Origin of the sequence: Microbacterium sp. SL62 (assembly GCF_026672635.1) — a bacterium.
GTDB classification, from domain to species: Bacteria; Actinomycetota; Actinomycetes; order Actinomycetales; family Microbacteriaceae; genus Microbacterium; species Microbacterium testaceum_A.
Genome location: NZ_JAPPRM010000001.1, coordinates 1,932,108 through 1,952,712, shown reverse-complemented (window position 1 = coordinate 1,952,712; position 20,605 = coordinate 1,932,108). Strand labels below are relative to the sequence as shown.

The window sequence follows — 20,605 nt, the reverse complement described above, 5'->3', positions numbered from 1 at the left end:
CCGGAGGGTCCGCGCACCGTTCAGCGAACCGATAGCCGCCGCTTTTTCTCGGCATAGCCTCCCTCCCTACGTTCCTTGCTGATAACGGTTCTCATTCCCCGAGAACCGATCGCGAAGGGACACCGACCTCCATGAAGACAGCGCGCACCGTCGTCGCCGCCACCGCCTCCGCCTCGCTACTGACCCTGGTCCTCGCCGGGTGTGCGACAGGCGCGTCGTCGACCTCCCCCGCCGCGACCACCGACTCGAGCCCCAAGATCACGGTCGTCGCCGGCGAGAACGAGTACGCCGACGTCGTGCAGCAGATCGGCGGGGATCGCGTCGACGTCTCGGCGATCCTGAGCGACCCCAACACCGATCCGCACACGTTCGAGGCGAGCGCGAGCGTGGCCAAGGAGATCGCCGGCGCGAAACTCATCGTGCAGAACGGTCTCGGCTACGACGACTTCATGTCCGATCTCGAAAAGGCCTCCCCCGACGACAGCCGATCGGTGATCGTGGCACAGGACGTGCTGGGCCTCCCCGACAGCACCGACAACCCCCACCTCTGGTACGACCCGAAGACCATGCCCGCGGTCGCCAAGGCCGTGGCCGACGCGCTCAGCGAGCTCGACCCGGCGAGCGCCGACGCGTTCCACGCGAACCTCGCCACCTTCACCGCGTCCCTGTCGGACTGGACCGACGCGCTCTCGGCGTTCGCGGAGGACCACCCGAAGACACCCGTCGCGGTGACCGAGCCCGTCGCGGACTTCATGCTGGACGCAGCGGATGCCGACGTCGAGACGCCGTGGAACCTGCAGGCCGCGATCATGAACGACACCGATCCCTCGGCGCAGGACACCGCGACGCAGGACGCGCTCTTCACCGGCAAGCAGGTGAAGGTGTTCCTCTACAACCAGCAGGTCACCGACGACACGACCGACAAGTACCTGCAGCTCGCCAAGGACAACGGCATCCCGGTGGTCGGCGTGTACGAGACGATGCCGGCGAACCACCACTACCAGGACTGGATGCTCGACGAGGTGAAGGCTCTCGAGACCGCCGTCACCCAGGGCACCTCCACCGAGCACCCGTGAGCGAGGCGTCCCCGCGCCGCAATCCCGACGTCGTCCTCCGGGCGCGCGGGATCGCGGTGCGTCTCGGTGGCAGGACCGTCCTCGACGACGTCGACCTCGACGTGCCGCCGGGGGCGATCGTCGGGCTGATCGGAGCGAACGGCGCGGGCAAGACCACCCTGCTCCGGGTGCTGCTCGGCATCCTGCGCCCTCAGGCGGGACGGGTGCGGCGTCCGGATCGACGCGCGGGCATCGGGTACGTGCCGCAGAAAATGAGCCTCGACCCGCAGGCGCCGCTGCGCGCCCGCGATGTCGTGATGCTCGGTCTCGACGGGGCTCGGCTCGGCATCCCTCTCGGTCGGCGTCGCCTGCGCGGGGCGGTCGACGCTGCGCTGGCGCAGGTGGGCGCGTCGGATTTCGCCGACGCGCGGGTGGGCGAGCTCTCGGGCGGACAGCAGCAGCGCGTCCTGCTCGCGCACGCGATCGTGAGCCGTCCGACGCTGCTGGTGCTGGACGAGCCGCTCGCGAGCCTCGACCCGGTCAGCGCGAGAGACGTGGTCGCCCTTCTCGACGACCTGCGGCGCCGTTCGAACGTGGCGATCGTGGTCACGGCGCACGATCTGACCCTGCTGCTGCCGGTGCTCGACCGCGTCGCCTACCTCGCGGGAGGGCGTGCCGCGGTGGGCACTGCCGCCGAGGTCGTGCGCGACGACGTGCTGAGCGCGCTGTACCGCTCGCCGATGCGGGTGATCGAGACGGCCGGGCGCACCTTCGTCGTCGCCGATGACGCCGTGACGCACGCGTGAGCGCGGTGCTCTCGGCGTTCTTCGCGAGCCCGACGGTGCAGACGGCTCTCGTGGTCGGAACCGTGGTCGCCGTGGTGTCGAGCGTCGTCGGGGTGTTCACGATCACGCGGGGTCAGTCCTTCGCCGGTCACGCGCTCGCCGACCTGGGTGCGGTCGGAGGGGCGGGGGCGTTCCTGCTCGGCGTGAGCCAACTGTGGGGGTTCGTCCTCGCGGGGGTGATCTCGGCGGTCGCGATGGAGGCGATCGGCACCCGGCGGCTGGAGGGGCGCGATGTGGCGACGGGCGTCGTCTTCGGTGCGGGCATGGGGCTGACCGCCCTGTTCCTGACCCTCGACACCCTGATCGGCGGATCCAGCAACGCCGCGATCTCGGTGCTGTTCGGCTCGCTGTTCTCCCTCGACATCGCCCTCGTGCCCGTCATCGTCGCGCTGGGCGTGGTCACCCTCGCGATCGTCGCCGCGATCTGGCGGTGGGTGACGCTGGAGACCCTCGACCGGGACCTTGCTGCTGCGCGCGGTGTCCCCCCGCGGACGGCGAGCACGCTCTTCCTCGTCGCCCTCGCCCTCGCCGTCCAGTTGTCGTCCCTGTCGATCGGGGCGATCCTGTCCACCGCACTGCTGATCGGACCCGCCGCGACCGCGCTGCTGTTCACGCGGCGTCTGAGCACGGCCGCGGCGCTCGCCGCGATCATCGCGGTGGTCGAGGTGTGGTTGGGGTGCCTGGTGGCCTTCGCGAGTTTCGACTGGTTCGGGGGCAGCAGCTGGCCCGTCAGTTTCACGATCGTCGCGGCGGTGTTCCTCGGGTACGTCGGGGCGCGTAGCGTGACGGCCCTGCGTCCCCTCGGGCACCGGACGGCGGTGGGGTGATGTTCGCGCCGTACCTGATGACCGCGTGGGCGGGAGGGACGATCGTGGCGGTGGTCGCCGGCATCGTCGGCTTCTTCGTCGTGCTGCGCGGCAACGCCTTCTTCGCCCATGCCGTGCCGCACGGGGCGTTCGCCGGGGCGGCGGGGGCCGTCCTCGTCGGGGTCAACCCGCTGGTCGGACTCGGCGTCTTCGCCGCGGGCGGGGCGGTGGGCATCGTGCTCCTCGGGCGCCGGGCGCGGCACGATGTCGTTACGGCCCTGACGCTGGTGACGATGCTCGCGCTCGGCGCCCTGTTCCTCAGCCGCTCACGCGAGTACTCGGCGCAGGTCTTCGCCCTGCTGTTCGGTCAGATCCTCGGGGTGTCGCCCGACCAGCTCGCCACGATGGGCCTGCTCGGAATCGGCTGTCTCGCGCTCGTCGCGCTCATCGCGCGGCCCCTGCTGCTGGCATCCGTCTCGCCCGCCCTCGCCGCCGCGCGCGGAGTACGCGTCACGGGAGTGGACCTCGTGTTCGCCCTCGTGATCGCTGCGGCGACGACGGTGAGCGTGCCGATGGTGGGCGCGCTGTTGATGTTCGCGCTGCTCGTCGGTCCCCCGGCGGCGGCGCAGGCTCTCGCGCGCACACCCGGGCAGGGGATGACCCTCTCGGTCGCCCTCACGCTCGGCACGGTGTGGGCGTCGATCGCTCTGGCGGTCGGCACCGACCTGCCGATCGGTTTCTTCGCCACGGCCATCGGGGCGCTGCTGTACGCGGGGGCACGCGTGGCGGCGCGTCGCCGTCGTCGTCGTCGGGAGGGACGATCCCGGATGCCGTGACCCGGCGCCGTGACCCCGTGCGATGCGACCCCGGCCGGTGCCCTCGTGGTGACGATGCGAACGACGCGCGCCGCCACGCCGCCCGTGACGGCGCGGAAACACCCGCGTGACATCGGCCGCTTAGCGTCGGGGCATGCCCGCGTTCTTCGTACCGACGATCGACATCTCCGCCTGGGTGGGACCCGGCTCCCCCGACGCGCGCGCCGCGGTGGTCGCCGCGATCGACCACGCGTGTCGCACCGTGGGCTTCATGCAGGTGGTGGGTCATGGCATCCCGGATGCCGTGATCTCGGAGCTGACGGGAGGGCTCGACGAATTCTTCGCCCTGCCCCTGGAGGCCAAGAAGGCGTACGTGCGGCCCGCGTCCGAGAATCGCGGGTACAGCCCGCCGAAGAGCGAGTCCCTGAGCTACAGCCTCGGCGTCGATCCGGTGACGCGGATGAACGACTTCTTCGAGGCGTTCAACGTGGGGACCTCGGCCGCCGAGTACCCGGGGAGCACCGCGACGTCGGCGGACTACGCCGAGAACACCTGGCCCGCCGAGACGCGCATCTTCGAACCGGCCGTCCGCGCTTACTACGGCGAGGCGCGACGTGTCGCACAGACTCTGACGCGGATCTTCGCGGCAGCCCTCCGGGTGCCCGACGACTTCTTCGACGACGTGACCGATCACTCCATCGACGTGCTGCGCATGAACAACTACGCCCTCCCGCCGGGCTCGATCGAGCTGGGGGCGGAGCTGACCGGCATGGGCGAACACACCGACTTCGGTCTCGTCACCGTCCTCTGGGCGGATCAGGTCGCGGGACTCCAGGTGCTCGGCCAGGACGGCTCGTGGAACGACGTCTCGCCCGCCCGAGGCGCTCTGCTCGTCAATCTCGGTGACGTCGCGGCACGCCTGACGAACGACCGGTGGATGTCGACCCTGCACCGGGTGAAGCCACCGGTCGTCGACGGGACGATCGAGCGTCGACGGTCGGCGGCGTTCTTCCACGACGGGAACGCGGACGCCGTGATCGCCCCGCTCCCCCACTTCGTCTCGGCCGGGGCCCCGGCGCTGTATGAGCCGGTGACGGTGCGCGAGCACATCGCCGCCAAGCTCGCCGGATCGCGGGCGGGGCGGAAGAACGTCGGCGCCGCGCGCGAGGCCGCGCGGGTCACGGCGGCGAGCCGGGGCTGAGCCGACGCGACCGCGGGGCCGCGGGCGGGAGTCGAGCGCGACGCGACCGCGGGGCGCCGGCGGCGGGGGCTGGAGGTGAGCGCCGCGCGGCGGGCGCTGCCCCGAGGCAGCGCCCCTCGCCGCGTCAGCCCGCCGACACGCCGAACAACAGACCCAGCACGTAGGTGACCGCGGCCGCGCCGAAACCGATCGCGAGCTGGCGGAGTCCGCGCTTGATCGGCGAGGCGCCGGAGAGCAGACCGACCATGGCGCCGGTCCCGATCAGCGCGATGCCGACGAGACCCAGGGCGAGGGCCACGGCCGGGAAGCCGGCCATGCCGAAGATCCACGGCAGCACCGGGATGATCGCGCCCGAGGCGAAGAACAGGAAGCTCGACAGGGCCGCACCCCAGGCGCTGCCGACGACCTCGTGCGACGACTCCCCCGGTGCGGCCGCGGCGGGTGCGGTACCGGCCTGCGCCGCGGTGACCACGTCGCGGGCCTTGTCGAGAGCGGCACCCGGGTCCATCCCGCGCGTGCGGTAGACGAGCGCGAGCTCGTTGGCATCCAGGTCGAGGTGAGGAAGAGCGGAGTCGGCGAAGTCGCTCTCCTCGGTGGCTTCGAGCAGCTCGCGCTGCGACCGCACCGAGACGAACTCCCCCGCGCCCATCGACAGGGCGCCGGCGAGCAGGCCCGCGATACCGCTGAAGAGCACGAAGCTGGGGGCCACGCCGGTCGCCCCGACGCCCATCACCAGGGCAAGGTTCGACACGAGACCGTCGTTCGCGCCGAAGACGGCGGCGCGGAAGGTTCCCGAGAGGCGTCGGCGCCCGCGTGCGGCGAGACCGCGGACGACTTCGTGGTGCACGCGTTCGTCGGCGGCCATCGCGGGAGTCGCGTAGGGCTCGTCGGCGTAGGGCGAGCGGGCCTCGGCGTTCTGGGCGAGGGCGAGCACGAAGATCGAGCCGAAGCGGCGGGCCATCCACGCGAGAAGGCGGGTGCCGATGCCCGGCGCGGGCAGGCGCTTGGGCGCCTCCCCGAGAAGATCGACCCAGTGCTGCTCGTGGCGGCCCTCGGCCTCGGCGAGGGCGAGCAGGATGTCGCGTTCCTCCCCGGTGCGGCGCGAGGCGAGCTCGCGGTAGACGCGCGCCTCGGCGCGTTCGTCGACGAGATAGCGCGCCCAGCGGCGGCGATCGCGGGCGGTGGGTGTGGCGGGGGTCGTCACGGGTGCTCCTTCGGGTCGTCCCCACCGTAGTGAGGCGGATTCACCCCCTCGGGCGCGTCGGCCCACACTGACAGCATTTCGGCCCCCCGAAGCCCGGAAAGACGCGGATGCCGAGGGCACGGTGCCAGCATTTCGGGGTCGCGAAACCGGGGGTCGCGGGGGGCGGAAGGCGGGGCGGGGCCGAGCCGTTCCGGACCCCGGTCAGGAGTGCACGCGCTTGCGCAGCACGTCGATGCGCGCCTGCAGCTGCGCGACCGTCGCGTGCGAGACGGCGGGGCCGCCGCAGATGCGGCGGAGCTCGGCGTGCACCAGGCCGTGCGGCTCGCCGCTCTGGCGGGCGTACAGACCGACCATCGTGTTGAGCAACTGGCGCTGCTCCTTGAGGGTGCGGTGCAGGGGCGCCGGGAGCCCGCCATCGTCGACGGAGGGCGGCTCGACACCGCTCTCCTTCTCGGTCGCCTCGCGGGTGGAGCGGTGGCGCGACTGCCGCGTCGCGCGCGACATGAGCACCTCGTGCACCTGTTCGGGTTCGAGAAGACCCGGGATGCCGAGGAACTCCTCCTCCTCGATGGTGCCCGGAACCGCGAGCTGGCCGAACTCCTGCCCGTCGAACAGCACGCGGTCGAAGTGCGCGAGCGAGCCGAGCGCCTGGTACTCGAATTCCTGCTCGAGCGCGTCGGAGGCTTTGTCCTCGCGCTCGGCGGCATCCATCATGTCTTCTTCGGCGTTCCACTGGTCTTCCGCGTCACTGTCGCGGTCGAGGGCGTGGTCGCGCTGCGCCTCCATCTCGCCAGCGAGGGCGAGCAGCTGCGGGACGTTCGGCAGGAACACGCTCGCGGTCTCACCGCGGCGGCGTGCACGCACGAAACGGCCGATGGCCTGGGCGAAGAACAGGGGCGTCGACGCGCTCGTGGCGTACACGCCGACGGCGAGGCGCGGGACGTCGACGCCCTCGGACACCATGCGCACGGCGACCATCCAGCGGCTCGTCCCCTTCGAGAACGTCTCGATGCGTCCCGACGCCTCAGCCTCGTCCGAGAGCACGATGGTGACCTTCTCGCCGCTGATGTCCTCGAGGATGGCGGCGTAGGCACGCGCGGCGGTCTGATCCGTCGCGATGACCAGGCCACCGGCATCCGGAACCGTCTCGCGCACCTCGGTGAGGCGGCGATCGGCGGAGCGGAGCACCGCGGGGATCCAGTCGCCGTTGGGATCGAGCGCCGTGCGCCACGCCTGCGAGGTGATGTCCTTGGTGTTGTCCTGGCCGAGCTGGGCCTCCATTTCCTCGCCCGCCTTGGTGCGCCAGCGCATCTGACCGGCATAGACGAGGAAGAAGACGGGGCGCACGACCCCGTCGTCGAGGGCACGGCGGTAGCCGTAGGCGTAGTCGGTGCGCGAGAGGCGGATGCCCTTCGCGTTCGGGTGGTACTCCACGAACGGGATGGGCGCGGTGTCGCTGCGGAACGGGGTTCCCGACAGCAGCAGGCGGCGCGTCGCGCGGTTGTAGGCCTCGCGCAGGGCGTCGCCCCAGCTGAGCGCGTCGCCACCGTGGTGCACCTCGTCGAGGATGACGAGCGTGCGGGCGTCCATCGTGAGGCGCTGGTGCACCTCGGCCTTCACCGCGACCTGCGCGTAGGTGACCGCGACGCCGTGGTACTGCCGCGAGGGCGTGGCGTGCCGGTTGGAGAAGAACGGATCGAGCCGGATGCCGACACGCGCGGCCGCCTCGGCCCACTGGGTCTTGAGGTGCTCGGTGGGGGCGACGACGACGATGCGGTCGACCACGCGACGACGCATGAGCTCGGAGGCGAGGCGGAGGGCGAAGGTCGTCTTACCGGCGCCCGGGGTGGCCGCCGCGAGGAAGTCCCGCGGCCCCTTGCCGACGCCGTCGGGCCCGTCGGAGCCGAAGTACTGATCCAGCGCCTCGGCCTGCCAGGCGCGCAGACGCTGCGCGGTTCCCCACGGCGCGCGCTGCGGGAACGACGGCGAGAGGTGCTCGGCCGCGAAGGAGCCGAAATGAGGCTCGACCCCGTCGAGAGCAGGGTCGGGAATCGCCCCGGGCGCCGGTTCGTCGGCGACGGGCGCGGTCGCGTGGGACGGGTCGACGACGGGGGCCGCGTCCGCGGGCGCGGATGCGGCGACGGCGGGCGCGGAGGAGGCGTCGGGGCTCGCGACCGGACCGGGGGTGGCGACCGGACCGGGGTTGGCGACGGGACCCGGGCTGGCAACGGGACCGGGGCTGGCAACGGGACCGGGGCTGGCGATCGGGCCGGGGCTCGCGACCGGGCCGGGAGAGGCGATGCGGGGAGTCGCCGCTTCGGCGGCCGGGCTCGTGTGCGGGAGGGCCGAGGTGCGGGCTTCTTCTTCCAGCATCGAACCTCCATCCTTCGCGAGCGCGAACATCCACGATAGGCGACAGCGGAGCCCGCCACGCCCGACCCGGAGGCGGATACGTCGCACCACCGGCCATAAACGCGATTCGTACCGAGAAACGCGTGCAGACGGCGTTTATCCGACGAAATCGCGTTTATGGATGTCCCCCAGGAGGCCGGACGCCGGTGGGTCGCGCAGGGACACGACCCGCGCACGCCTGGGTGAGGAGCACGCGCTGACGCGACGCGGATCGCGTTCACGTCGAACCCCGGAGACGGATGCCGCTGCCTCTCGCGTCCGGCTCTCTCGCGGTGTCGGAGGCCGGGGGTACCGTGGAAGCCGGAGGTTTCGATGACACTCGATCCGCACTCGCCCCGCACCCCGTCCGCATCCGACAACCCCGGCCCCCACCCCTGGCGCCGCTACGTCGCCCTCGGCGACTCGTTCACCGAGGGAATCGGCGACCCGCTGCCCGACGGCGGTCATCGCGGGTGGGCCGACCGGGTCGCCGAGGTCCTCGGCGCGCAGGTCGACGATTTCGCCTACGCCAACCTCGCGGTGCGCGGAAAGCTCATCGCGCAGATCGTCGCCGATCAGATCGAGCCGGCGCTCGCGCTCAAACCCGACCTCATCACCATCTCCGCGGGCGGAAACGACGTCATCCGCCCGGGCAGCGATCCCGATGCCGTGTCGCGGCAGTTCGAAGACGCCGTCGCGCGTCTGCGCGCCAGCGGGGCCACCATCGTCGTCTTCACGGCGATCGACACCGAGTTCACGCCGGTGTTCCGCGGCATCCGGGGCAAGGTCGCGATCTACAACGAGAACATCCGCTCGATCGCCGACCGCTACGACTGCGTGGTCGCCGACCAGTGGGGCCTCAAAGAGGTGCAGGACATGCGCTTCTTCGACGACGACCGGCTGCACTACAACTCCCTCGGTCATCACGAGGTCGCCCGCATGGTGTTGCGGGCCCTCAACGTGCCCAACGACCTCGAGCCGATGAAGGCCGAGACCAGGGCGATCACGACGTGGCGCGCCGCCCGCGAGAAGGACTTCGTGTGGGCGCGCGAGTACCTCGTGCCTTGGGTGCTGCGGCGCCTGCGGCACCAGTCGTCCGGCGACCACATCCAGCCCAAGCGCCCCGAGCCGCTTCCGGTGGTGACCCTCGCCCCGGGGCGGGATGCCGCGGGCTCCCGCGAGACGCAGGCGTGACGCCCGTGCACGCCCTTCCCGACGCGGTCCTCGCCCTGCTGAGCGTGGCCGCCGCGGACACCCTGCTGCGAGACGCCGATGCGCTCGCCGAGACGCTCGCCGACACCGGGTGGGCACCCGAGGTCGAAAGCGGTCGCTTCAGCGCCGCGGGGTGGGATGTCGTGTCGTCGGCGTGGCCGCCGAACCTGTCGGTGTTCCGCGACGGGGAGCTTTCCGACGTCCGCCGCAACGCGCTCGCGATCGCCGAGACGCTCAACGCCGAACCGCAGCGATGGGCCTTCGACACCGAGGGGCCGGACTGGTCGGGCTGGAACGCCGACGACCCGCGGTGGGACGACGAGCAGATCGACTGGCTCGAGTGGCGCGGCCGGGGTGTCGTCGTGCAACTGTTCACGGCGCCCGAGGCGCAGATCGGCTCCGACGCGCTCCCTCCGCATCTGCACCTCGCGATCGAACGAGACGATTCTCCGCTCGAGGGGCTACCGCGCGACGACGCCCGTGACCGTCGCGTCGCCACGGAAGGAAGCGTCGTCGAGCGGTGGTTCCTGGTCGGCGAGAACGATCTCCCCGACGAGGTGCTTGCCATGCTCGAAGCCGACCGCGACCAGCGTGTGAGCGCCGCTGCCGCGTCGGAGCAACGAATGCGCGAGGGGCGTTTCGACGACGCTCAAGGCTGAGCGCCGCTGCCGAAACCTCTTCACCGCCGGGAACGCCGCCGCGCGGGCCGCCACTCGCGTTCGTGCCCCGTCGAGCCGCATCGAACGGTCCTCAGGCTCGACGTCCCCGTCCGAGCTCCCACAGCGCGACCGCACTGGCCGCGGCGACGTTGAGCGAGTCCACTCCCCCGGCCATCGGGATCGTCACGACGGTGTCCGCCGCGGCGAGCGCGCCCCGGCTGAGTCCGTCGCCCTCGGATCCCATCAGCAGGGCGATGCGCTCGTGCCCCGCGGCAGAGAAGGCGTCGAGGGTCACCGCGTCGTCCGACAACGCGAGGGCCGCGAGGTGGAATCCGGCGTCGTGCAGCAGGGGCGCGGCATCCGACCACTCCGGCAGACGCGTCCACGGCACCTGGAAGACGGTGCCCATGCTCACGCGGACGCTCCGCCGGTACAGCGGGTCGGCGCAGCGCGGCGTGACGAGCACCGCGTCGGCGCCGAGGGCCGCCGCCGAACGGAACGCGGCACCGATGTTGGTGTGATCGACAATGTCTTCCAGTACGACGATGAGCCGCGCATCGCGCACGATCTCTTCGACGGAGGCCAGCGCGGGGCGGTGCATGGAGGCCAGGAGCCCCCGGTGCACGGTGTATCCGGTCACCTGTTCGGCGACCTCGGCCGGGACGACGTAGACCTCGGCGTCGTCACCGACGAGCGCGAGCGCATCGGCGAGGAACTTCTCCTGCACGAGGACGGAGCGCGGCCGATGCCCGGCGCGGAGGGCGCGGTCGAGGACCTTCGACGACTCGGCGATGTAGAGCCCGCCGGCCGGCTCCGACACCCGCCGCAGCGACACGTCGGTGAGATCGCGATAGTCGGCGAGGCGCGGGTCGGCAGCGGAGTCGAGGGGGATGACGGGCATCCCCCCATGGTGCCAGCAGCCGGCGCACCAGCTCTCACGCCACGTGAAGCGCCCGACCCCCGGCGATCACCAGGGCCCGCTCGGGCTGACGCACGAGCGCATCCATGGGGTTCTCGGCATCCACCAGCACGATGTCGGCGCGAGCGCCCTCGACGAGGTCGTGCACCTCTCGACCGACCGCCCACGCGCCGGCGCGGGTGGCGAGATCGACGACGCGGAGCAGCTCCTCATCGCGCACGAGCCCTCCCGCGCGGGCGTACTGCCAGGCGATGCCGAGCGTGTCTCCGGTGCCGAAGGGGCTCCAGAGATCCCGGATGCCGTCGGTGCCGAGCCCCAACCGGACGCCGGCCGCGTCGAGCTCGGCGAGGGGCAGTTGCGGGCGTCCGAGCGGCGCGACGGTGGTCATGCTGACTCCCGCCTCGCCCATCGCCGCAAGGAGGTCGCGCCGGCGGGCGGGGTCGAGCTGGGCGACGGCGAACCCGTGGGCGATGTTCACCCGTCCGCCGAGTCCCAGGCGCTGCGTGCGCTCGATGAGCAGCTCGATCTGGAACGCGCCGAGCTCGGCCGCGTCGTGCAGGTGGATGTCGAGGTCGACCCCGGTCTCGGCGGCGAGCGCGGTCAGGGCGTCGATCTGTCTCACCGGGTCGCGGTCGATCGACGCGGGGTCGAGACCGCCGATCCCCGTGACGCTATCGCGGCCTGCGGCCTCGCGCAGCAGTTCGAGGACACCCGGGCGTCGGAGCACCCCATCCTGCGGGAAGGCCACGATCTGCACGTCGAGGGCGCCCCCGTAGGCGGCCGCGGCTTCTTCGACCGCCTCGATCCCGCGCAGGCCCACCCCGTTGTCGACGTCGACGTGGGTGCGGATCGCGGTCGTTCCCTGGCGGACGAGCTCGCGGAGCACGAACGCGGAGCGCTCGACCGAGGGGATGCCGAGCGCCTCGCGCTGCTCCCGCTCGTGTCGGATGCGTCCCTCGGTCGACCCCTCGCCGCCGTACGACTGCCACGGCAGTCCCCACCACGACTTGTCCACGTGCGCGTGGGCGTTCACGAGCCCCGGCAGGGCGAGCAGCCCGCGTCCGTCGAATTCCCGGATGCCGATGGGGTCGTTGGCAGCAGGGGTGATCGCGGCGATCCGTCCCCCGTCGATGGCGATGTCGACGAGATCACCGCCCCACGGACGCACGCGGCGGAGTGAGGTGACGTCGAGCATGGCGGGCCGGGGGAAGGAGCTCATTCCCCCAGTCTCCCTTTCGAGCGCGCCTCCCCGCGACACGCACCCGTCGAGGGGGCATGCCGCCCGCGCGAGCCGGTGTCGGCGCCCCGCCATAGACTCGACGGGACGGAGGTGTGCATGACCGACACGACGCAGGATGCCGGGTTCTCGGCATCCATCGATCGCGCCGTCGAGGTCCTCGCCGGGCGCAAGATCGCCGTCCTCACGGGCGCGGGCGTGTCGACCGATTCGGGGATCCCCGACTATCGGGGCAAGGGGGCGCCGACGCGCACGCCCATGACGGCTCAGCAGTTCCTCTCGAGTGCCGACGCGCGCCGCCGCTACTGGGTGGGCAGCCACCTGGGGTGGAAGGTGTTCGCCGCCGCGCAGCCGAACGACGGTCATCGCGCCCTCGCCAATCTCGAGTCCGCCGGAGTCGCCAACGGCGTGATCACGCAGAACGTCGACGGTCTGCACGTGCGCGCCGGCAGCGGACGCGTCGTCGAACTGCACGGCACGATGCGCCGCGTCGGCTGTCTGCAGTGCGGGCAGGTGTTCGACCGCCGCGACCTGGCCGAACGCGTCGAGGCCGACAACCCCTGGATCTCGCTCCCCGAGAATGTCGAGCTCGGCCCCGACGGCGATGTCACCCCGGCGAGCGCCGACGGTTTCGTCGTGCCGGTGTGCTCGGTGTGCGAGGGCACGCTCAAGCCCGATGTCGTGTTCTTCGGCGAGTACATCCCGGTCGAGAAGTTCCGCGAGGCGGAGCAGCTCGTGCACACCAGCGATGCGCTCGTCGTCGCCGGCTCGTCGTTGGTCGTCAACTCGGGTATCCGGCTCGTCGAGCGGGCGCGACGCAAGCGCCTGCCCGTCGTGATCGTCAACCGCGGGGCCACTCGCGCCGACCAGCGCGCGGCCGTGAAGATCGACGGCGGCACCAGTGATGTGCTGAGAGCTTTCGCCGATCGGTTGCCCGGACAGCTCTGATGCCCCGGACGCAGACGCAATCCGCGCCCTCTCGTCCCGCGGGTCCCCTCCGACGCCGTCGGACAGTGATCCTCTCGCTTGCGGCCCTCGTGGCGGTCATCGCGATCGGGCGTCTCGTCGGCGAACCCCCGCCCGTCCTCGAGGACGAGCAGGCGGCCGGATTCGCCGACCACGGCCTTCTCACGGCGATCTCGTCCGTCGCTGTGGCCCCCGACGGCGCTGACGCCGTGACAGAAGCGCTGACGCGGGGAGTCACCGCAGGCCGGCAGAACGAGAGCCCCTACGGGTGGTCGGTCCTCTCGAGAGAGGGTGACGTGATCTCGGTCGCCGCCTACTATCACTGGGGCGACGCCAGTCCCCTGAATTTCCGCACGGGCCCCGAGCGGGGGCGTGCCTGTCGCCTCTACGACCTGCGCACGTCTCCTGTCGTCGCGCACGCGATGGCGTGTCCGGGCGACTCCCCCGACCGCCCCGGATCGTGAGCGCCGCCGCGAACCGCGGTTAGGCTCGAACCGTGACGATTCTGACTCTGGTGCGGCATGGCGAGACGGCGTGGAACTACGAGGGACGCATCCAGGGGTCGACCGACATCCCCCTGAACGACACGGGTCGTCTGCAGGCGCGCGGCATCGCCGAGACCCTCGCCGCGGAGTACGCCGGCCGTGAGGTCGTCGTCGTCTCGAGCGACCTGGGCCGTGCCGCCGAGACGGCCGACATCATCGCCGCCGCCCTCGGCACCACGGTGACCCGCCGCTACCCCGGCCTGCAGGAGCGCTCGTACGGCGAGGCCGAGGGCATGGACGCGCCCACCTTCTACGACACCTACGGCCCCTGGCACGCGGCCGATGTGCCCGGCGCCGAGACGTGGCCGGTCGTGCGCGAGCGTGCCCTGGCCGCGCTCGCGGAGGCCGTGGCATTCGCCCCCGAGGGCGTCGACGTGATCGCCGTCGCGCACGGAGCGCTCATCCGCGAGGTCATCATGTTCGCCACCGACGGGGAGTTCCCCCGCGAGGGCGAGCGCCTGCCGAACTGTTCGGCGACGACGTTCCGTCTCGACGGCGACCGCTGGGAGATGCTGGCCTACGCCGGCGTCGCGAGTTAAGAGACCTCCGCCCGCGACACAAGCGACCGGGCGTGCCGCAGGATCGGCTCGTCGATCATCCGCCCCTCGTGGCGGAACACTCCCCGCTCCCCCTCGGCCGCGGCGAGCACTCCCCGCGCCCATTCCACCTGCTCGGGGCCCGGCGCGTACGCCGCGCGAATGGTCGCGACCTGCCCGGGGTGGATGCACGCGGTGGCCGTGAATCCGGATGCCGCGGCATCCCGCGCCTCATCCGAGAGCCCGTCCAGGTCGACGATGTCGACGTGAACGGCGTCGATCGCCTGCTTGCCGAAGGCTCCGGCGGCGAGTAGCACCCGGGCGCGAGCGAGGCGTGCGACATCGCGATAGGAGCCGTCGTCGCGCCGGCTCGAGGTTCCACCGAGGCTCGCGACGAGGTCTTCGGCACCCCACATGAGCGCGATCACCTGCGGCAGGGCGGCGAGATGCTCGGCGGCGACCACCCCGCGCGCCGTCTCGCACAGGGCGATCACCTCGTACCCCTCGAGCGGGGTGAGCGCTGACGGGTCCTCGGCCTTGGCGACCATCACGCGCCGCACGCGGGTCTGCGCGAGGGCGTCGAGGTCGAGCGCGAAGTCGGGCGTCTCGGGTCCGTTGACCCGCACGATGACGCGTTCGGGGTCGGGGTCGGCGGCGATCAACTCCGCGCGGGCGTGAGCCTTGGCATCCGGGGCGACAGCGTCTTCGAGGTCGAGGATCGCGGCATCCGCCCGCTCGAGAGCCTTCGACAGCCGTTCCGGCCGGTCGCCGGGCACGAACAGAAGGGCGGGGCCGAGCGAGAACGACGCGCTCACGCCGCACACCCCCGCAGCACCGCGGAGATACCCGCGGGGCCCTCAGGGAACGCGCCGCGCGGCTCGGGGAGAGACCCGCTCACGCCGCCGCCTCCTGCGCCCACACCAGCACCGTGCGCGTCGCGGTGGCGACCACCTCGTCGTTCTGCGAGCGTCCGGTGTGCTCCATGACGACGATCCCCTGACCGGGCCTCGACGCCGAGGGGCGCACCGAGACGATCTCGGTCTCGGCGATCAGGGTGTCACCGACGAACAGCGGAGCCGGGAAGCTCACGTCGGTCAGCCCGAGCTGCGCGACGAGCGTCCCCTGCGTCAACTGCCCGACCGACAGTCCCACCAACGTTGACAGGGTCCACATCGAGTTCACCAGCGGACGCCCGAACGGCTGGGTCGCGGCGTACGCGGCATCGAGGTGCAGCGCCTGCGGATTCATCGTCAGGGTCGTGAACACCACGTTGTCGGCATCCGTCACCGTCCGCCCGGGGCGGTGCGCGTACTTCTCACCGACGACGAACTCCTCCAGATACAGGCCGCGCTGCTCGATCATGCCGCAACGGTACCCGTGAGCCCCAGCGCACGCGAGATCACCATGAGCTGCACCTCGGTCGTGCCCTCGCCGATCTCGAGGATCTTCGAGTCGCGGTAATGCCGCGCGACCGGGTACTCGTTGATGAAGCCGTTGCCGCCGAATACCTGGGTCGCGTCGCGCGCGTTCGCCATGGCGGCGTCGCTCGCGGTCATCTTCGCGACGGCGGCGTCGACCGTGAAGGGCTTGCCGGCGTCGCACAGGCGCGCGGCGTGCACCCACGCGAGGCGGGCGGTGTGCACGCGGGCGTGCATGCGCGCGAGCAGGAACTGCATGTTCTGGCGCGTCGACAGGCGCTCGCCGAAGACGGTGCGGCTGCGGGCGTAGTCGACGGCGGCTTCGAGGCAGCCCTCGGCGGCTCCGGTGGCGAGGGCGGCGATCGCGACGCGGCCCTCGTCGAGGGTGCGGAGGAAGTTCTTGAACCCGTGCCCGCGCTGGCCGAGCAGGTTCGCCTCGGGAACCCGCACGCCATCGAAGGTGAGCGGATGCGTGTCGGAGGCGTTCCAGCCGACCTTGTCGTACGCGGGGCCCACGGTGAAGCCGGCCGTGCCGTTGGGCACGATGATCGTCGAGATCTCGGGGCGGCCCGCGTCGGTGCGGCCGGTGACCGCGGTGACGGTCACGAAGCGGGTGATGTCGGTGCCGGAGTTGGTGATGAACTGCTTCGTCCCGTCGATCACCCACTCGCCGCCCTCGAGCTTCGCGGTCGTGCGGGTGGCGCCGGCGTCGCTGCCGGCCTCGGCTTCGGTGAGTCCGAATCCGGCGAGCGCGCGACCGGCGACGAGGTCGGGAAGGTACTCCGCCTTCTGCGCGTCGGTGCCGTAGCGGTAGATCGGCATGGCGCCGAGGCCGACGCCTGCTTCGAGGGTGATGGCCATCGACTGGTCGACGCGCGCGACCCCCTCGATCGCGACGCAGAGGCTCGTGTAGTCGCCGCCCTGTCCGCCGACCTCTTCGGGGAACGGCAGGCCGAACAGCCCCAGGTCGCCCATCTGCTCGACGAGGTCGAGGGGCAGCTGGTGGGAGCGGTCGGCTTCGTACGAGCGCGGCGCGATCACCTCGTCGGCGAACTCGCGCACCATCGCGCTCAGTTCGCGCTCGTCGTCGGTGAATATCTGCTGGCTGTCGATGCTCACGAGAGGGTCTCCTTGTGGGATGAAACGGGGGCGGATGCCGGGATGCCGGCGGAATCGTGGGAGTGGGGGATCTCAGGGCTCACCGTCGCCACCACCGCGTCGCGGGCCACCTGCGCGCCCGCGGCGGTGCGCAGCCGCACCGTGCCGGCATGCGGGGTCACGACCGTGTGCTCCATCTTCATGGCCTCGATCGTGACGAGACGGGCACCCGCCTCGACAGTGTCTCCGTCGGCGACGTGCACCGCGACGACTGTCCCCGGCAGGGGTGCGACCAGGTCGGGGTCGACGGCCCCGGGCGCGCGGCCGCCGGCGTCGCGGCGACGCTCGGCGGCCGCACGACGCGAGACGAGACGCAGCCGGTGCGCTCCGCCTTCGGCGTGCACCCAGTACTCGACCGGCCCACCCGTCACGAAAGCATCGCCCGCAGTCGGCGCGACCGCGTGAACCCGCCCGGCGTCGTCTTCCAGCGCCACCGTGCGGGCAGCCACCGCTCCCCCGGCACGCCAGGCGCCGACGCGGCCCCAGACCGAGCCGTCGGCCGGGGTCCCGGCATCCGCCACCGTCTTCGCTACCGCGGCGAGCGCGGCCGGCGACGGTTCGGGAGCCTGCGGAGTCCCCCGCCGATCGAGCAGTCCCGTATCCAAATCCCCCGCACGCACGGCGGGATCGGCGAGCAGGGCCCGCAGATCCGCGATGTTCGTGTCGACGCCGAGCACGACCGTGTCGGCGAGGGCCGCGTCGAGTCGGGCAAGGGCCGTCTCGCGGTCGGGTCCGTGCGCGATGACCTTGGCGATCATCGGGTCGTACAGCGAGCTGAGGACACTGCCGGTTTCGACGGCGCTGTCGACGCGGGCGAATCCCGGATGCCACCGGCTCACGGTCCCGGTCGCGGGGAGGTATCCGCGCGCGGGCGTTTCGGCGTACACGCGCGCCTCGATCGCGTGTCCGTCGAGGCGGATCTCGCCGAGCTCGAGCGCGAAGCCCGCCGCGACCCGCAGCTGCTGCTCGACGAGGTCGATGCCGGTGACCATCTCGGTCACGGGGTGCTCGACCTGCAGGCGCGTGTTCATCTCGATGAAGAACGGCTCGTGGAGCCGGTCGCCCGCGACGAGGAACTCCACGGTTCCCGCGCCGAGGTATCCGACGCTGCGGGCGGCGGCGACGGCGGCCTCGCCCAGGCGGGCGCGGGTCTCCGGGTCCACGACCGGAGAGGGAGCCTCTTCGATCACCTTCTGATGCCGTCGCTGCAGGGTGCACTCGCGCTCGCCGAGCGAGAGGGTCGTGCCGCGCGCGTCGGCGAGCACCTGCACCTCGATGTGGCGCGGGCGCTCGAGCAGCCGCTCGAGCAGCAGGGTGTCGTCGCCGAAGGCCGCGGCGGCGACCCGGCGGGCGGTCGCGAGAGCGTCGGCGAGGTCGGCGGGACCGGTGGCCACGGTCATGCCCTTGCCGCCCCCTCCGGCGGAGGGCTTCACGAGCAAGGGGTATCCGGCGCGATCGGCCTCGGCGGCGATCTCGGCGTCGGAGAGACCCATGGCCGAAAACCCCGGCACGGTCGGCACGTCGTGCGCGGCGACGTGCTGCTTGGCGCGGATCTTGTCGCCCATCACCTCGAGCGCCTCGACGCCGGGACCGACGAACACGATCCCGGCCGCGGCGCACGCGCGGGCGAAGCCGGCGTTCTCACTGAGGAATCCGTAGCCCGGGTGCACGGCATCCGCCCCCGACGACACCGCGGCGGCGACCACCGCGTCGACGTCGAGGTACGAGGGCACGCGCACCGCGTGATCGGCTTCGCGGGCGTGGGGCGCGTCGGCATCGGCGTCGGTGAAGACGGCGACCGAGCGGATGCCGAGCCGCCGGAGCGTCCGGAACACCCGGCGCGCGATCTCGCCGCGGTTGGCGACGAGCACGGAGGAGAACGGGGGAACGCTCACGATCACATCCGGAAGAGGCCGAAGCCCCGGTCGGCCAGCGGCACGCGGCTGACGACGTCGAGTGCGAGCCCGAGCATCGTGCGAGTGTCGGCGGGGTCTATCACGCCGTCGTCCCAGAGCCGGGCGGTGGCGTAGTACGGGCTGCCCTGCTCCTCGTAGCGGTCGCGGATGGGCTGCTGGAAGGCCTGCGCCTCGGCATCCGTCCACTCCTGCCCGCGCGCGGCGCGCTGGTCGCGTTGAACGGTCGAGAGCACGGATGCCGCTTGAGCACCCCCCATGACCGAGATGCGACTCGAGGGCCAGGTCCAGAGGAACCGCGGGTCGTACGCCCGGCCGCACATGGCGTAATTGCCGGCGCCGTACGAGCCGCCGACGAGAACCGTGAGCTTGGGGACGCGGGTGGTCGCGACGGCCGTGACCATCTTGGCGCCGTCTTTCGCGATGCCTCCGGCCTCGGCATCCCGTCCCACCATGAACCCGGTGATGTTCTGCAGGAAGATCAGGGGGATGCCGCGCTGATCGGCGAGTTCGATGAAGTGCGCGGCCTTCAGCGCCGACTCGCTGAAGAGCACGCCGTCGTTCGCGATGATCGCGACCGGGTGCCCGTGCAGGCGGGCGAAGGTCGTGATGACGCTCTCGCCGTACAACGCTTTGAACTCGTGCAGCGTGCCGGCGTCGACGAGGGTGTCGATGATCGCGCGCATGTCGACGGGCTGGGTGATGTCGGCGGGGACGATGTCGTAGAGCTCCTGCGGGTCTCTGGCGGGATCCGTTGCCGCCGTCACCTCCCAGACGGGCGCCGGGGTCGGCGGGAGGGTCGAGACGATGTCGCGGACGATCTCGAGCGCGTGCTCGTCGTCGTCGGCGAGGTGGTCGACGACTCCCGAGCGGCGGGCGTGCAGGTCGCCGCCGCCGAGCTGCTCGGCGGTGACGTCTTCGCCGATGGCGGCCTTCACCAGGGGCGGTCCGCCGAGGAACACCGTTCCCTGATTCCGCACGATCACGCTCTCATCGCTCATCGCCGGCACGTACGCGCCGCCCGCGGTGCACGAGCCCATGACGGCGGCGATCTGCGGAATGCCGCGGGCCGACAGCTGCGCCTGATTGCGGAAGATGCGGCCGAAGTGCTCGCGGTCGGGGAACACCTCGTCCTGCATGGGCAGGAACGCTCCGCCGGAATCCACCAGGTACACGCACGGGAGGCGGTTCTCGAGCGCGATCTCCTGCGCGCGCAGGTGCTTCTTCACCGTCAGGGGGAAGTACGCGCCGCCCTTCACGGTCGCGTCGTTGGCGACGACCATGACGTGGCGTCCGTGCACGAGGCCGATACCCGCGACGACTCCGGCGCCGGGCGCTCCGCCGTCGTAGAGGCCGTGGGCGGCGAGGGGGGCGACCTCGAGGAACGCGCTGCCCTCGTCGAGCAACCGGTCGATGCGGTCGCGGGCGAGGAGCTTGCCGCGAGCGGTGTGGCGCTCTCGCGCGGCGTCGGACCCACCGCGGGCGGCCGTGGCGAGCGCCGCGCGGAGCTCCTGCGCGAGGTCGCGCTGGGTGGGGGCGGCGGTGGGCGCGGCGTTCTGTGACGTCTCGGGCGCTGGCGCGGTGACCGGTGCTGTGCTCATGGCGGCTCCGTCTCGGTGCCGCATCGTCGACGGCACCGTCGTTCCGGTCGGGGTCGTTCCCGCCGGAGGGTTTTTCAGTTAATGTTGGCTAACTGAGATTCCCAGGCTAGCCCGAGCGGATGCC

General features: G+C 71.8%; 19 protein-coding genes. 10 read left to right on the top strand and 9 right to left on the bottom strand.

Translation table 11 applies throughout. From position 1 onward, the window contains the following. The first annotated feature begins 131 nt into the window (after positions 1 to 131). From OVA26_RS09275 to OVA26_RS09255, 5 genes are all read left to right on the top strand, one after another. Entirely contained in the window at positions 132 to 1,076 is a 945-nt protein-coding gene (locus OVA26_RS09275) for a metal ABC transporter solute-binding protein, Zn/Mn family (protein WP_268103921.1), read from the top strand. Then, on the top strand, positions 1,073 to 1,861 hold the full coding sequence (locus tag OVA26_RS09270; RefSeq protein ID WP_268103920.1) for a metal ABC transporter ATP-binding protein: 789 nt from the start codon (positions 1,073 to 1,075) through the stop codon (positions 1,859 to 1,861). The genes OVA26_RS09275 and OVA26_RS09270 overlap by 4 nt, the downstream gene beginning before the upstream one ends. Further along, a complete protein-coding gene (locus tag OVA26_RS09265) occupies positions 1,858 to 2,727 on the top strand; it encodes a metal ABC transporter permease (protein WP_268103919.1) in 870 nt (289 codons plus the stop codon). Before OVA26_RS09270 ends, OVA26_RS09265 begins: the two co-directional genes overlap by 4 nt. Then, positions 2,727 to 3,542 carry a metal ABC transporter permease gene (locus OVA26_RS09260; protein ID WP_268103918.1) on the top strand — a complete coding sequence of 272 codons (816 nt, stop codon included), beginning with the start codon at positions 2,727 to 2,729 and terminating at the stop codon, positions 3,540 to 3,542. Before OVA26_RS09265 ends, OVA26_RS09260 begins: the two co-directional genes overlap by 1 nt. A gap of 133 nt (positions 3,543 to 3,675) precedes the next feature. Further along, on the top strand, positions 3,676 to 4,722 hold the full coding sequence (locus OVA26_RS09255) for an isopenicillin N synthase family dioxygenase (protein ID WP_268103917.1): 1,047 nt from the start codon (positions 3,676 to 3,678) through the stop codon (positions 4,720 to 4,722). 124 nt (positions 4,723 to 4,846) lie between these two features. Here OVA26_RS09255 and OVA26_RS09250 read toward each other — a convergent pair whose 3' ends face one another. Further along, positions 4,847 to 5,926 carry a VIT1/CCC1 transporter family protein gene (locus OVA26_RS09250; RefSeq protein ID WP_268103916.1) on the bottom strand — a complete coding sequence of 360 codons (1,080 nt, stop codon included), beginning with the start codon at positions 5,924 to 5,926 and terminating at the stop codon, positions 4,847 to 4,849. Between the two features lie 201 nt (positions 5,927 to 6,127). Continuing rightward, positions 6,128 to 8,299, bottom strand: a complete 2,172-nt coding sequence (locus tag OVA26_RS09245) for a DEAD/DEAH box helicase family protein (RefSeq protein WP_268103915.1) — start codon at positions 8,297 to 8,299, stop codon at positions 6,128 to 6,130. 351 nt (positions 8,300 to 8,650) lie between these two features. On the opposite strand from OVA26_RS09245, the gene OVA26_RS09240 reads away from it, so the two are divergent. Continuing rightward, positions 8,651 to 9,511: an SGNH/GDSL hydrolase family protein gene (locus OVA26_RS09240; protein ID WP_074694881.1), complete on the top strand. Its 861-nt coding sequence runs from the start codon at positions 8,651 to 8,653 to the stop codon at positions 9,509 to 9,511. Continuing rightward, positions 9,508 to 10,188: a hypothetical protein gene (locus OVA26_RS09235; protein WP_268103914.1), complete on the top strand. Its 681-nt coding sequence runs from the start codon at positions 9,508 to 9,510 to the stop codon at positions 10,186 to 10,188. The genes OVA26_RS09240 and OVA26_RS09235 overlap by 4 nt, the downstream gene beginning before the upstream one ends. 91 nt (positions 10,189 to 10,279) lie before the next feature. Here the strand turns inward: OVA26_RS09235 and OVA26_RS09230 are convergent, their stop codons facing one another. After that, positions 10,280 to 11,089 (bottom strand): TrmH family RNA methyltransferase, encoded by an 810-nt coding sequence (locus tag OVA26_RS09230; protein ID WP_268103913.1) that lies wholly within the window; start codon positions 11,087 to 11,089, stop codon positions 10,280 to 10,282. Positions 11,090 to 11,123: 34 nt separating this feature from the next. After that, positions 11,124 to 12,326, bottom strand: coding sequence for an amidohydrolase family protein (locus OVA26_RS09225; protein WP_268103912.1), 1,203 nt, complete (start codon positions 12,324 to 12,326; stop codon positions 11,124 to 11,126). A gap of 117 nt (positions 12,327 to 12,443) precedes the next feature. Between OVA26_RS09225 and OVA26_RS09220 the strand changes: the two genes are divergently transcribed. The 3 genes from OVA26_RS09220 (at position 12,444) to OVA26_RS09210 (ending at position 14,394) form a co-directional block, all read left to right on the top strand. Next, the gene (locus OVA26_RS09220) at positions 12,444 to 13,292 is read left to right on the top strand and encodes a Sir2 family NAD-dependent protein deacetylase (RefSeq protein ID WP_268103911.1); all 849 of its coding nucleotides are present in this window, start codon (positions 12,444 to 12,446) and stop codon (positions 13,290 to 13,292) included. 65 nt (positions 13,293 to 13,357) lie between these two features. Beyond that, entirely contained in the window at positions 13,358 to 13,774 is a 417-nt protein-coding gene (locus tag OVA26_RS09215) for a hypothetical protein (RefSeq protein ID WP_268103910.1), read from the top strand. A 32-nt stretch (positions 13,775 to 13,806) separates the two neighbouring features. Then, entirely contained in the window at positions 13,807 to 14,394 is a 588-nt protein-coding gene (locus tag OVA26_RS09210; protein WP_268103909.1) for a histidine phosphatase family protein, read from the top strand. On the opposite strand, the gene OVA26_RS09205 is transcribed toward OVA26_RS09210, so the two are convergent. From OVA26_RS09205 to OVA26_RS09185, 5 genes are all read right to left on the bottom strand, one after another. Beyond that, positions 14,391 to 15,206, bottom strand: a complete 816-nt coding sequence (locus OVA26_RS09205; RefSeq protein ID WP_268103908.1) for an HpcH/HpaI aldolase/citrate lyase family protein — start codon at positions 15,204 to 15,206, stop codon at positions 14,391 to 14,393. The genes OVA26_RS09210 and OVA26_RS09205 overlap by 4 nt on opposite strands. Before the next feature lie 79 nt (positions 15,207 to 15,285). Continuing rightward, positions 15,286 to 15,753, bottom strand: coding sequence for a MaoC family dehydratase (locus OVA26_RS09200; RefSeq protein WP_056232031.1), 468 nt, complete (start codon positions 15,751 to 15,753; stop codon positions 15,286 to 15,288). Then, on the bottom strand, positions 15,750 to 16,928 hold the full coding sequence (locus OVA26_RS09195; RefSeq protein ID WP_268103907.1) for an acyl-CoA dehydrogenase family protein: 1,179 nt from the start codon (positions 16,926 to 16,928) through the stop codon (positions 15,750 to 15,752). The genes OVA26_RS09200 and OVA26_RS09195 overlap by 4 nt, the downstream gene beginning before the upstream one ends. Then, positions 16,925 to 18,862 carry an ATP-binding protein gene (locus OVA26_RS09190; RefSeq protein WP_268103906.1) on the bottom strand — a complete coding sequence of 646 codons (1,938 nt, stop codon included), beginning with the start codon at positions 18,860 to 18,862 and terminating at the stop codon, positions 16,925 to 16,927. The genes OVA26_RS09195 and OVA26_RS09190 overlap by 4 nt, the downstream gene beginning before the upstream one ends. A 2-nt stretch (positions 18,863 to 18,864) precedes the next feature. Next, complete coding sequence (locus OVA26_RS09185) at positions 18,865 to 20,481, bottom strand: carboxyl transferase domain-containing protein (protein WP_268103905.1); 1,617 nt, start codon at positions 20,479 to 20,481, stop codon at positions 18,865 to 18,867. Between the last annotated feature and the right edge of the window lie 124 nt (positions 20,482 to 20,605).